Consider the following 13,288-nt stretch of genomic DNA (forward strand, 5'->3'; position numbering starts at 1 on the left):
TAAGTTATTTTATAATTTTATCGGCTGAACACAGAAAAAGGCGGTATTATCTATAAAATTTTACCTTATGCGGAATCCACACATATTAGAACTATTCTTCTTTACGATGTTGTGTTTTAAAGGTTCTATAATATATTTAAAATATTTTATTTCGAATTCAAAATTTATAATTTCCCCAGTCATTTTATAAAATTAAGTAATTAGGAAATTAGGAAATCGAACTTTTGCGTTTCTTCGGTGTATTTATCAGGTTTTCATGTGGTTGAAGCTTCATGTGGTCCTAACAAAGTTAATAACTCCAACAGCTGAAAGATACTTATTCCAGGATTATGAATTTTCTCTATCATTATCAATACATATAAAATCAAAGGCCTCCTGAGGAAGCCTTCGAAACACCAAATCACAAAATATTAATATGAAAAAATAACCTATAAAGCTGTTGCAGTATAAGTTACTGTTTGAGTATAAGTTCCGGCTGGTTTACCTAAAATATCAGAAGATGAGGATTTTGCCGCTGGAATAGTGTAGTCCAGGTTCAATGTTAATGCACTTCCAAGAGGAGCATTGGATACTAAAGTCTGATCCGTTGCAGATAAAACTACTGCGCTTTTTGTTCCACCCATGGTTCCAGCAGCTGTAGCTGCTTTGATCGTCAGAACATTTACAGGGATTAAGTTGGTTCCATTCATAAAATTAGCGCCTCCTGCTTTTACTTTCACATTAAAGTTCTTCGTTGAAGTAACTTTTAGGGAGTTGGCTTTAGTAATTGTTTGATCAGAGTTATAGTCTGATGCAGTAGCATAGTTAAAATCAACCGTATTACCAATGGCAGTACTTCCCGCGTCGATAGAGATGACATCGTTCAGGGTAATGTTTACCGTTGTGGTTGCTGTAGTATTTTGGGCTTGAACATTATTAGTTCCTAATATGATTGCTCCAAAAGTTAAGGCTGTGATTACAATTTGTTTTGTCATGGCAGTAATATTTTATTGTTATTTTTATTTAATTGTTATCTTTTGTATACTGCAAATTTATAGCAGCCATAAAAGTTTCTTTGTAGTGGAAAACGGAAGTTCATGTAGTAAAATCACTACACGGTTTATTGATTTGACTTAAATAGTAAAATCCTCAACACTTAGAAGTGTTAAGGGCGTATATAAATTCCTGTTATTTCTATTATAAAGCTGTCGTATATAAATTATCCGTTTATAACAGTATTCATTTCATTGAGGATTTGCAAATAGTACAATCTCATTGTCCATATTTTCTAAAGACTAGTAACTGCTTTTTTACTATGATTCTGCATATAGTCATTATTACATCGGCACTTTTAAAATAAGAAGCATTTATTGCTGGCAAACAAGTGTTCTTTTGGCATTAGCTAACTTTTCAGAGGACATACGGCGCAGTATCCATTTCGTATTTCAGTTAAACCATTCTTTCTACTCTTTCAAACTATTTTTGGCTACGCAAAAAGTTGATTTGGCTACAGAGGATTTTTTTGCAATACTGAAATTTGTTTCAATAAAAAATTTAAATAAAATGAAAATTATTGTAACAGGATCGTTAGGAAATATCAGTAGACCATTAACCGAAGAATTACTCGGTAAGGGTCATGATGTAACGGTTATCAGCAGCAGTTTTGCAAGACAAGCAGAAATCGAATCTTTAGGAGCAAAAGCAGCAATAGGAACATTGGAAGATGTAGATTTCCTTGCTGAGACTTTCGAAGGAGCAGATGTTATTTATGCAATGGAAGCCATCAATAGTAAGGCTTTTTTTAATCATGAGATTGATTTTATTGAGACTAATATTCAAATTGCTAAAAATTATAAAGAGGCCATTGAAAAATCAAATGTTAAAAATATAGTCCATCTTAGCAGTATTGGAGCCCATATGGACAAAGGAAATGGAATCCTCGCCTTCCATTATGAAGTTGAGAAAATCCTAAATACGCTGCCGGAAAATGTTTCTATCAAATTTATGCGTCCTGTCGGGTTTTATTACAATATGTTGGCATTTATTCCCACTATACATTCCGATAATGCCATCATCCAAAACTATGGCGGAGATGAAAAAGAGCCATGGGTTTCACCTTTCGATATAGCAGCCGTAATTGTGGAGGAAGTAGAGAAACCTTTTATGGGAAGGGAAATCCGCTACATTGCCAGTGAAGAGATTTCTCCTAATAAAATAGCACAGACATTAGGCGAAGCCATAGGCAAACCGGATTTACAATGGATTGTTATTTCTGATGACGATCTACTAAATAATTTAGTGAAAGCCGGGATGAATCCTGAGACTGCAAAAGGTTTTGTTGAGATGAATATGGCAAGGCGAGGAAATGTCCTGTACGAAGATTATTATAGAAACAGACCAGTTTTAGGTAAAATTAAAGTTCAGGATTTTGCGAAAGATTTCGCTGAAATTTATAAAAATAGTTAACTTTTATTCATTCTGAAAATAGAAAGCCTCTGACTTCGGTCATATTCAATCTGAGCGGAACCAGAGGCTGTTTCAGAGCAGATAAATTATTCCAGTAAAATAAGTAACTTCGTTGTATCATGAAACAGCCTGTCAGAATAAAAACCATAAGCGAATTCCATAAGTTCAGAGGGCTTCCGAAACCTCAACATCCATTGGTCAGTCTGATTGATTACGGCATGATCAATCATCAGGTAGATCAGAATGAATTGAGCTGGATTCTTGATTTTTATTCAATTTCAATCAAGCGAACTTCCGGTTCTAAGATTAAATATGGCCAACAACAATATGATTTTGACGAAGGAATGATGTTTTTTATGGCTCCCGGGCAAGTTTTTAGCGTGACTATAGATCCTGACAAAAATAAAAGGGAAAAGCATGCGGGATGGATTTTGCTGATTCATCCGGATTTTCTTTGGAATACTTCTTTAGCTAAAAACATTAAGGCCTATGATTTTTTTGACTATTCAGTGAATGAAGCTTTATTTGTATCGGAAAAGGAGGAAATAATCATTCAGCAGATCACAGAAAATATTGAACGGGAATATCATTCAAATATAGATAGATTCAGCCAAAACATCATTATTTCACAAATTGAAACTTTATTAAATTATGCTGAACGTTTTTATCAAAGACAGTTTATCACCCGAAAAATTTCAAATCACAAAATTCTTGATGCCCTGGAAGAACTTCTGAACAATTATTTTAACGACGAAAATCTCATTACCAAAGGATTACCAAGTGTACACTTTGTAGCTGAAAAGCTAAATGTCTCCCCCAGCTATTTAACCGGCTTATTAAAAATTTTAACCAAACAGAGCACTCAACAGCATATCCATGAAAAACTTATAGAAAAAGCCAAAGAAAAGCTATCAACCTCAAACCTTTCCGTAAGCGAAATTGCCTATGAGTTGGGGTTTGAGCATCCACAATCGTTCAGTAAGCTTTTTAAGTCAAAAACAACTATATCGCCTTTGGAGTTTAGACAATCTTTTAATTGACTGATCTGCGATGATTAAAAATTTTCCCTGCGCAAAATAATTAGGATGGATAATAACATAAAACCATGACACTAATCCCATATTGATAGAAAAATTAAGCAATTAAAAAGGCGATTAGTGAACTGAATTTGCAGTTTTTTTGAGACAAAATTTATATACTCTTTACGGTTAAAGTTGCAACTGATAGATCAATGGATGGATAAATACAGCTTTTCATCCATTCTCACGCTTGAAACACCCATTTGACAGTAATTTTTCGTCACCTTTTAACAGCAATACATTCAATCTCAACAGCTGCATTCCGTGGCAAAGACCTTACTTCAATTGTACTCCTAGATGGAAAACTCGTATGAAAATATTGGCTATAGATTTTATTGACGGTTTCAAACTGTTTTATATCTGCCAAAAAGATCGTTGTTTTGGTAATATGCTGAAAATCGGATTGATTATTTTCTAAAATAATCTTTAGATTTTCCATGATCTGAACCATTTGTTCTTCAATTCCATTTTTTAACGTGTTGGTTTTTTGATCCAAGCCAATTTGCCCCGAAACAAAAATCAAATTACCATAACTCGTAGAATGACTATATGGCCCTATTGCTTCTGGTAAACCGTTATGTTTTACTGCTACAATGTGTTTTGTTGTACTACAGGAAAACAATGTTAGGGTTATAAAAAATAATATAAATCTCTGCATTTCAATTGATTTAATATAAATAAAAGGAGGTTAGCTTTTTAGACTAACCTCATACTATGATTATCTATTTTTTAACGAAGTTCAATAATTCGGTATTAAATTTTTCCAATTCTTCGATAAAGAGCGCATGACCGCTTTTTTCGAAAGGAACTAAAGTTGAGTTTTTAAGCAAAATATTCATTTGTTCCGCAAGATCGTAAGAGCAGATTTTATCCAACTTACCGTGCAAGATCAAAGTAGGAATTGTTATTTTTTTCAAATCGTTACGCAAATCGCTATCTCTCAGAGTTTTCAATCCCTCAGCCATTGCATAAGGCGATGCCTGAGCCTGGATACCTCCTAACCATGCACCATGGCCTTGGGAAACGCTGGTCTCATTGGCTGGAAATATCTTACCAAATGTGGCGAATAGTTCCGGACGGTTGGTGTTGTTTAGATTGATCAGTCCATTGACATCTTCCTTGGTCCATAAACCATAATTAAAGTCTGCGCGTTTTGTCCAGATCGGTGCTGCTGCCCCAAATAAAGCCATTTTTGAAACGTGGGCCGCATTGTATTTGGCCACATAGTGAATCACTGTAGCCCCACCCATTGAAAATCCACCGATTGTAGCATTTTTAACATCCAATTTGTCCAAAACAACCTTGATATCATCTGCGAATACATCATAATTATATTTGCCTCCCGGTTTATCAGATAACCCGAATCCTCTTAAAGTGATACCAATCACACGATATCCTTTTTGAATAAAATCGGCATATTGATATTCATACATGGCGTCACTCAATGGCCACCCATGAATCAAAACAATAGGCTCTCCCTCACCAAGGTCGGTCACGTGAAGTTTCACATTTTTCTCTACTTCAATATATTCTTCTCTCCCAAAGGATGCAGGTGTTCTTTTAGTTTGTGATAAAACTGTATTTGAAATTAATGTTGTAAATAATACGACTGCTAAAATTAAATTTTTCATAATTTTTAAATATTTATTATTATTGTTTATTCTTTTTAATAGTACAAAGTTGCTCTTATTCATCAGGCCTTACAATGGACACTCTTCGCTTTGAATTGCACTTTTTGCCCAGTTATTTTTATTCTTTTATAAATGATAGAATGTCCTGGTTGATTACGTCAGCATTGATGGTAGGCATACCGTGAGAATAACCCGGATAAATGATCAGTTGGCTATTTTTAAGAAGTTCTGCAGCCTTTACTGCCGTCGTTTGATAAGGCACGATTTGATCATCATCACCGTGGAGTACCAAAACAGGTATTTCTATACTTTTTAGGTCTTCTGTAAAATCGGTTTCAGAAAAGACTTTGATACAGTCATATTGTGCCTTGATACCACCCATCATCCCCTGTCTCCACCAATTGCCCTGTATTCCTTTTTTAATGACAGCATCTTCTCTATTGTAACCGTAGAAAGGCACTGTAAGATCCTGATAGAATTGCTGTCTGTTATGAAGTGTATTATAGCGGATATCGTCAAAAACTGCAAGCGGTACCCCGTCAGGATTATTGACATCTGCAATCATATAAGGTGTAATTGCACTTATTAAAACCACTTTGGATACGCGATTTTTCCCATATTGGGCAGCATATCTTATCGCTTCGCCACCACCAGTTGAATGACCTACATGGATAACACCTTTTAGATCCAGGTACTCTACCAATTCTGCAACATCCGCTGCATACGTGTCCATGTCATTACCCTTATAGGTTTGAGTCGATCTTCCGTGCCCTCTTCTGTCATGGGAAATAACTCTAAATCCTTTTTCCAGAAAGAACATCATCTGAGCATCCCAGTCATCGGATGACAATGGCCATCCATGGTGAAAAAATATCGGTTGTCCTTCACCTAAGTCTTTGAAATAAATTTCTGTTCCATCTTTTACTGTAAACTTGTTCATGTCTTTACTATTTAATTGTTGTTGTTATTGTTTTCTTTTGTTGTTGCAAAGTTGGGGTAATTTCGAAGGCACATCAATGGATGGTTTTCGCTTTGAATTGCACTTTTTGCCCAAACCGATATTAGTAGCATTATGAACAGTATATTTTAGGATAATAAAGGTGTAAATATGAAAAAGCACAACCGATTGGGGTTGTGCTTGTATTGGATATGAGAAAGATATCTGCTCTAAAACTGCTTTCTAAAGCTGGTTGGGGACATTCCCGTGTGTTTGGTAAAAAAGCGGACAAAATAGGCGTCGTCCTCGTAATTCAATGTGTAGGCAATCTCTTTAACACTCATTGTAGTATGTGCTAAAAGACGTTTACTTTCAAGTATAATACGGTTTTTTATAATTTCATTTGGTGTGTCTTTACTAACCATACTTATTTTTTTACTTAGATTTTTTGGCGTAATACAAAGCAAATCAGCATAATCAGCTACAGTATGGAGAGTCTTGAAATGCTGTTCTACCAATTTGCTGAATTTCCGTAGAAATTGGACATCGGCCTGCTGTATATTGTCCGCCAGGTGATGATGCTGCTTCCAAATGCGCGTAGATTTAAGAATGATCAGTTTTAACAATGTCCTCAGCATTTCTTCTGTGCCAGAATCTTCATTTTTCAATTCGAACTGAATATCACTGATGATCTTTTGGATCTCAGCAGACTGTTCTTTATTTAAATTTATGAATGGAATTTCAAACACATTGTTATACAGGATACCATCGCATGCAACTTCATGATCATGAATTTCCACACAATAAAAATCCTTGTTAAAATGCATCAATTGCCCCCCAATAGTTTCACAGGGCTTTAAAATCACATGGGGATTAATAAATAGTAAGGTGTCTGTTTTCATTTCAATCTCCTCGAAATCCACTTGGATAATAGCTTTTTGTGGAATAAACAGGACTTTGATATGTTCGTTAATTTTACTGAGGGAATCGTTTTGAGCGGAGGATTTGCTAAATTCTAAATTGCCAAATTTTTTGAATGAAAATTCCTTTATCATTTTAATGATTTAAGATTGCTATGTAGATATACTTAATTAAAAGTCTACTGTAAAAATAGGGATTAATATAATAAGGCATTGTAATAATTACTTATAAATAAAAGCTATAAGTGATTTCTAAGATAGTACATTAAACTAAAACCCTCCAGCTAGATTCCGTTGTACAATACAAAATGAATTACCTTCAGGATCCAGAAGAACAACATAGTCTGCATCCTGTTCATAATTCCATCCTTTTACCTTTGAAGCACCAATACCAAGAAGCCGTTCCACCTCCTTATTCTGGTTATCGGTTATCAGATCTATATGGTGTCTCTTGGGTTCTTCAGAGCTTGTTACTTTTAATGGATAACTGGATTCCATCACCGTCTTTCGGTACTAGAATGGCAAAGTCTGCTTCGGGTTCATATTTCATTTTATAATCTAATGCCTCACTCCAAAAGGCAATTGCCCTATCCAGATCTACTACACCCCAAACGATTGATAATATTTTTAAATCCATGTCTGCATTTTTTAAAAAATTGCACAAATATTCCTGTCAAAATATTTTTTTGACCTGCTACTTTTCATCTTCTTTATAACAAAATAATTATGCTTCGTCTTTGGTATTTTTGACAAGACCTATCCCAGAAAAAAAGAATATCAGTCCGAGAACCCCGATTACACCTAATGTTGTATAAGCCGAGCTTTTATTAATCAATTCATATCCTGTATAAATTAAACCTGCGATTCCTAAAACAGTCAGTATTGTTCCAAATGTGCGTTTAACGTTCATAACAGTAATTTTTTGATGTTAAATAATAGTATTCTATAATCAGTTAATTGAGTCAATATCTTTTAGATTATCAACACAGCCTCAAAACAGTTTTCAGGTATTCAGGTAAACTGTAAGATGAGGTTCAAAAAAACTATATTCCGAACTTTGACAATAGAGATATTTCCATTCTCTATCTTTTTAATTCATTAACTACATCATATGATTAACATTCATTCGGTTAAAAAAATTGCAAAAATTAAGCCGTTTGGATAAAAATATTACTTTGACTGATTGAAAAAAACGTTTCTACGAGTGTTATAACTAAATTAGGCTTCCATAGAAGGACTGTATCCAATTTTTAAATGTAAGACTATAAGTACTTTGAGGTATAGATCTTATTGTTTTCAATCTTACTTCTCAGTAATGCAGAAACCCGGACTCTAATAGAAATTGTATCTGATTCTGAAAACAAATTATTATAGTAATAATTTCCATACGCTTCCCACCACCAAAGAGTATCTTCCCTTAAGATAAATAAGATTAACGGTTGCATTAAGTTTTAATGCATTGCTAAACAGCCTAAGTACCGATCCTGGAGAATAAATTTGATAAGTAGGTTCACTTCCCTGCATGTTCTTCTTCAAATTAAATGACATCAAAGTTATTGCTATTTTATCATATAAAAAATCACATCATACATAGTATTTAAACTATTCATTGCAACAGCATCCCACTTTTGAAACCCAATCAACCAGAAAGTTAAAATTCGTTAATTTCAACTAGTATATAATAATTATTTGTGAGATTTGTTATGAAAATAAAATATATTAATATGAAAAATTTAAAAAAGCTTAAAAAAGCAGAATTAAAAACAATCGTTGGCGGATCAGATTGTACCAGGTTATGTTTTATCAATGATAAATTAACATGCGTTCCGTACAGTTCATGTGGCGGCCCAGGACTTGAGCCATAAAAAAATTAATAACCTGTTTTTCAAATACATATTTCCAGACATTTTCAATATTTTAGTAAATTTCTGAAAAACAGGTTATTATCTTATACAAAAAACATCCCCACACTCCTAAGAATCAAGAACTAATCTAATTGTCAGATTAATCCGCTCTTTCATGGGCACTATACCCAGTCCCTCCCAGGTCTCACCTTTCCACATGTCGCTGGTAAGAAATTTCCATGTTCCTTCAAGCCCTTTTTTAAAACCACGACCTACTCCTTAGGTAAACTTTTTGTCATCCAAAAGGAAGGATATTCTCCACTAGGTGTATTTGAAAAGTCTTCAAAATGCGCTAAAAATTGATTAATCCTGCAAAATTAGATTTTTGCAGGATTTTTTTGAACGAGAAAATTCAGATTTTTCAAATAAATTCGTAAACTTTAATTTTCATTTCTGGATGAAGCTTTTGGGCCACTTGGATAGTATTGATATAGATAAAGGTTATATCTGATACATTTAAAATATATTGTCTCTATTATTAACAGAAGAAATCGAGCCCTATTTTTTTCATGAGTCCTAAATACTAATATATTTTTTGAGTACTTCAACAAGGTCTGTCTTTCTTAAAGGTTTGGGAAGGAAATCATTCATTCCGGCTTCAAGGCACTTTTCTTTTTCGCCCAGGACATTTCCTGCTGTAACGCCTATGATAGGGATATGTTCGTATCCCGGCAGCAATCTGATATTTCGGGTTGCATCAATACCACTCATTATCGGCATCTGCACATCCATCATGATAATGGAAAACTGCTTTTTCTTACATTCCTCCAAAGCCTGCAGCCCATTGACCGCTTCCGTTAAAAGTATATTGGGAGCAAGAGACTTCATCATTCTATTATTCAGAACCATATTCACTACGTTATCATCAACCAGAAGCACTTCTAATTCTGAGGCAAATGAATGCGAAACTTTCTCAGACTGATCCTTATTAATTTCTACTGCAAAACTTTGGTCTACCTTTTTTAAAGTTTTGTATAGATCATGTGATTTGATGGGTTTCAACAGTAAATGTGCATTTTCTATTTTCCTGACTGAATTAAGGATGCTAAGTTCTTCGGAAGAAGAAGAAAGTACTATAAACGGGGAAGTCTCTTTTCGCTCATTAAACAACCCTGTTATTTTATCTATTGTTTCCAATCCGGACATAAGAGGCATATGATAATCCATCAGGATCACATCGAACCGCTCACCTTTCAACAGGATCTCTAAGGCTTCCATTCCATTAGAAGCCAAGGTAGACTTTATATTTTTATAGGTAAGCATATGCTCAAGAATGATTCTGTTGGTTTCATTATCATCAACCACTAAGGCCGTTTGAATACTAATTTCCTCTTCCTCTCTCAATTGAGGGATCTCGTAAGGAATCTCAATGTCAAAGAAAAATACAGAACCTATTTCCTTTGTGCTGCTCAGCGACAAATGGCTTCCCATATATCCCAGGATATTGTTCGAGATCGTAAGGCCCAGACCTGTACCACCATATTGTTTACTGATTGAACTGTTTTCCTGAGTAAAGGCATCAAAAATATACTTTTGTTTCTCAACAGGGATACCGATCCCCGTATCTCTTACCGAGAAGCGCAAAGCAATAGTATTATCATCCATGCGCAATTTCTCCACCTTTAGCTCGATCTCTCCTTTTTCTGTGAATTTCACAGCATTCCCCAGAAGATTGATCAGGATCTGTTTTAACCTTCCTTCATCCATAAAAAGTATTTTTGGAAGACCCAGTTCGATATTGAGAAGAAGTTCGATATCTTTTTTCTGAGATTGATAAATAATAACATTGATTACCTGGCTCAACATATCATAAACATCGCATTTTTCAATTAAAAGCTCCAATTTTCCGGATTCTATTTTAGAAAAATCCAAAATATCATTGATGATGCTAAGCAGGTTTTCCCCTGACTCATTGATGTAATTCAGATATTGCTTCTGTGTTTCATTCAGTGGTGTGGTGAGGAGAAGATCTGAAAAACCAATAACTCCATTTAAAGGAGTTCTGATCTCGTGACTCATATTGGCCAGAAATTCAGATTTTGCTTTGCTGGCTGTATCTGCTGCTTCCTTGGCATTTTTCAGTTCTTCATTTATCTGCACAGCATTTGTAATATTCTGGATGGAAATAATTACACCTCCTACTTCATCTTTTGTAAGATACCAGGGACCTACTTTAAGATCGTAATGCTGAATTTCTTCTTTTCCTTCCACCTTTAGCATAAAGTCACTGTTGATGTACGTTTTTCCCAAAAGCGCATTGTCATAGATATCTTGTCGTTCTTTGGGAATACTAGGTGATATCGCAAAAAGGTTATTACCGATAAGATCTACATTATTCATACTAAATTCCTCTCTCCATCTGCTGCTTACAGCAACATAGTTAAGATCTTTATCAAACATCGCCAAAGGAACAGGCACATCAGTGGCAAAAGACTTCATTATAGCCTCCTTCCGGGTAGCCTCCAGAAACATTTTTTTGAAGGCATCAATGTCCTGAATGATTCCGAAAACCCTTTTACAGGTATCATCTTCAAATTCGGGAATGCCTTTTACTCTTACCCAAATCGTAACCCCATCATTACGCAGAAGCTGAAGCTCCTCATCAAAAGGAATTCCCTGTTGTATTGCCTTGTTAAAAAGATATTTTATTCTCTCCCTGCTTTTTCCTTTGTAAAATTCAAAGGCGCTTTCGAAAGTAGGCTGGAGATCATCTTTTAGTTTGTGAATTTCTCTTGTACTTTGAGACCAGAAGAGCTTTCCTGTCTTCATATTGGCTTCCCATCCTCCCACCTGGGCAACTGAGCTTGTTTCCTCAAGCATTTCCTTCGTATAAAACAGATCTTTTTCTAACCTGCCGCGCCGGATAAGGTCAGATTTTAGTTGTATATAAACAAAAATAGTTACACCAATAGCAGCAATGGCAGAAAAGACGATGAACAACACGGTGCTATTGGAAGACTTGTTCAAATCTTCATTTTTTATGGCAAGTTGAACTTCCTCATGTTTTACAAATTTCTGAACGAGCATACGGCATCTGTCCATAGCCTCCTTGTTTTGTACAAGTTCTTCCGGACTCATTACTATTCCCTTTTTCCGATTCTCAATAAATAAAACATATTCCTTCATCACCATTTCTGAAGTATGTAGCAATTCATTGAGGACATTAATCTGATCTTTATTTCTAAGATTCAGTCGATCTTTATCAGAAACAAGCAGCGGATATTCCTCCCTACTTTTATTGAAAGGTTCAAGAAAATCTTCCCGTCCGGTAAGCTGATATCCCCGATTTCCCGTTTCAGCATCTAGAAGAATGTTTAAAATATCTTTTGCTAAGCTTATAGATTCCTTACTTTTTAAGAAGTCTTCCCTATTCTCCATCTGCTTATGTATGCTTATGTAAGATGCTATGGAACTAGCAATCAGAAGTATCAAAGAAATCACTACCCCTATTTGAAGATTTCTTATAATTTTTTTCGGCATTGAATAGTATTTTTGTAATAAAATACTAAAAATAGGTCATTTTATAATATTAACAAATTAATTTAAAAATTTGTCAGCAGATATTGAAAAATGGGTATAATTTAAGTCGTTTAAAGATAGAGATACCTTTCATGAATGTCTTAATTTAAATACTAAGAATCCATAAATACATACTCATCATTTACCGTATCGATAAGCTGGTCAGAATTAATATTCCTTGAAAAAATGGGATAATGAAAACGATCCAGTTTATTAAGAATACGTATAAGATCCATCTTCTCATAATAAGTGAGATTTCCTGCAACGATATTGGTAGCTTGCCGGATTTTTTCCATTTGATTTTCTAAGATCTGCAATCCTCTTCCGGTAATACGGATTAATTTACTGCGTTTGTCTAACTCAGAATCTGTCTGTTCCACAAGTCCCTGCCGTAAAAGCCTGGCTATAATAAGCATACCTACAGGCTTATCATGGATATTTCTTTTGATAAGAGCCATTTTTGTCATCTCTCCAAAAGCCTTAAGATTTATCAGATAAATAAAGTCTTCCTGCGTAGAAAATTCAGAATCTGAGATAGCTGATTTCGAGTAGGTTTTTGCATATCGGTTAAGATGAACAAGCAATGTACTTATGGCACTTTCTGCTGTTCTTCCGTTCTCTTTACCTTCCCAATAAGGTTCTTCGAAATGTTCTTCACGATGAACATTCTCCTTGTTAGAAATCCAATCCTTAAACCCCTGAATAGTTTCCGGATACAAACCGGGAGAGGTACGAATTTCTGTTTCAAATTCCTGCAGCAAGTCAATAGAATCTTTAATAAGCTTGTAATCCATTTTAATTAAAATAGTTTACAAATATACCTAATTTTAGATTATAATTGTTCCCTGATCAT

General features: G+C 34.7%; 14 protein-coding genes. 3 read left to right on the top strand and 11 right to left on the bottom strand.

Going from position 1 to position 13,288, the window contains the following annotated elements; all coding sequences use genetic code 11:
* Nucleotides 1-428: 428 nt before the first annotated feature.
* Complete coding sequence (locus JOE44_RS04675) at nucleotides 429-974, bottom strand: peptidoglycan-binding protein LysM (RefSeq protein ID WP_209784546.1); 546 nt, start codon at nucleotides 972-974, stop codon at nucleotides 429-431.
* Nucleotides 975-1,542: 568 nt separating this feature from the next.
* Between JOE44_RS04675 and JOE44_RS04680 the strand changes: the two genes are divergently transcribed.
* Together JOE44_RS04680 and JOE44_RS04685 are read left to right on the top strand one after the other, a co-directional pair.
* Nucleotides 1,543-2,445, top strand: coding sequence for an NAD(P)H-binding protein (locus tag JOE44_RS04680; RefSeq protein ID WP_209784547.1), 903 nt, complete (start codon nucleotides 1,543-1,545; stop codon nucleotides 2,443-2,445).
* A gap of 119 nt (nucleotides 2,446-2,564) precedes the next feature.
* On the top strand, nucleotides 2,565-3,485 hold the full coding sequence (locus JOE44_RS04685; protein ID WP_209784548.1) for an AraC family transcriptional regulator: 921 nt from the start codon (nucleotides 2,565-2,567) through the stop codon (nucleotides 3,483-3,485).
* Nucleotides 3,486-3,744: 259 nt separating this feature from the next.
* Here the strand turns inward: JOE44_RS04685 and JOE44_RS04690 are convergent, their stop codons facing one another.
* The 8 genes from JOE44_RS04690 to JOE44_RS04725 form a co-directional block, all read right to left on the bottom strand.
* On the bottom strand, nucleotides 3,745-4,182 hold the full coding sequence (locus tag JOE44_RS04690) for a Rid family detoxifying hydrolase (protein WP_209784549.1): 438 nt from the start codon (nucleotides 4,180-4,182) through the stop codon (nucleotides 3,745-3,747).
* Between the two features lie 64 nt (nucleotides 4,183-4,246).
* Entirely contained in the window at nucleotides 4,247-5,155 is a 909-nt protein-coding gene (locus JOE44_RS04695) for an alpha/beta hydrolase (protein ID WP_209784550.1), read from the bottom strand.
* Between the two features lie 118 nt (nucleotides 5,156-5,273).
* Entirely contained in the window at nucleotides 5,274-6,095 is an 822-nt protein-coding gene (locus JOE44_RS04700) for an alpha/beta hydrolase (protein WP_209784551.1), read from the bottom strand.
* A gap of 227 nt (nucleotides 6,096-6,322) precedes the next feature.
* Nucleotides 6,323-7,147: a helix-turn-helix domain-containing protein gene (locus JOE44_RS04705; protein WP_209784552.1), complete on the bottom strand. Its 825-nt coding sequence runs from the start codon at nucleotides 7,145-7,147 to the stop codon at nucleotides 6,323-6,325.
* A 135-nt stretch (nucleotides 7,148-7,282) separates the two neighbouring features.
* Entirely contained in the window at nucleotides 7,283-7,510 is a 228-nt protein-coding gene (locus JOE44_RS04710; protein WP_209784553.1) for a VOC family protein, read from the bottom strand.
* The gene (locus JOE44_RS04715) at nucleotides 7,473-7,649 is read right to left on the bottom strand and encodes a hypothetical protein (RefSeq protein ID WP_209784554.1); all 177 of its coding nucleotides are present in this window, start codon (nucleotides 7,647-7,649) and stop codon (nucleotides 7,473-7,475) included. The genes JOE44_RS04710 and JOE44_RS04715 overlap by 38 nt, the downstream gene beginning before the upstream one ends.
* Before the next feature lie 87 nt (nucleotides 7,650-7,736).
* Nucleotides 7,737-7,922, bottom strand: a complete 186-nt coding sequence (locus JOE44_RS04720) for a hypothetical protein (protein WP_047433500.1) — start codon at nucleotides 7,920-7,922, stop codon at nucleotides 7,737-7,739.
* Between the two features lie 458 nt (nucleotides 7,923-8,380).
* On the bottom strand, nucleotides 8,381-8,560 hold the full coding sequence (locus tag JOE44_RS04725; protein WP_209784555.1) for a hypothetical protein: 180 nt from the start codon (nucleotides 8,558-8,560) through the stop codon (nucleotides 8,381-8,383).
* A 176-nt stretch (nucleotides 8,561-8,736) separates the two neighbouring features.
* Here JOE44_RS04725 and JOE44_RS04730 point away from each other — a divergent pair, with 176 nt between their 5' ends.
* Entirely contained in the window at nucleotides 8,737-8,877 is a 141-nt protein-coding gene (locus JOE44_RS04730; protein ID WP_209784556.1) for a hypothetical protein, read from the top strand.
* Nucleotides 8,878-9,432: 555 nt separating this feature from the next.
* Here JOE44_RS04730 and JOE44_RS04735 read toward each other — a convergent pair.
* The gene (locus JOE44_RS04735; protein ID WP_245169709.1) at nucleotides 9,433-12,396 is read right to left on the bottom strand and encodes a response regulator; all 2,964 of its coding nucleotides are present in this window, start codon (nucleotides 12,394-12,396) and stop codon (nucleotides 9,433-9,435) included.
* 152 nt (nucleotides 12,397-12,548) lie between these two features.
* A complete protein-coding gene (locus tag JOE44_RS04740) occupies nucleotides 12,549-13,229 on the bottom strand; it encodes a MarR family transcriptional regulator (RefSeq protein WP_209784557.1) in 681 nt (226 codons plus the stop codon).
* Nucleotides 13,230-13,288: the final 59 nt, after the last annotated feature.

The organism is Chryseobacterium sp. PvR013 (assembly GCF_017833095.1).
Classification (GTDB): domain Bacteria; phylum Bacteroidota; class Bacteroidia; order Flavobacteriales; family Weeksellaceae; genus Chryseobacterium; species Chryseobacterium culicis_A.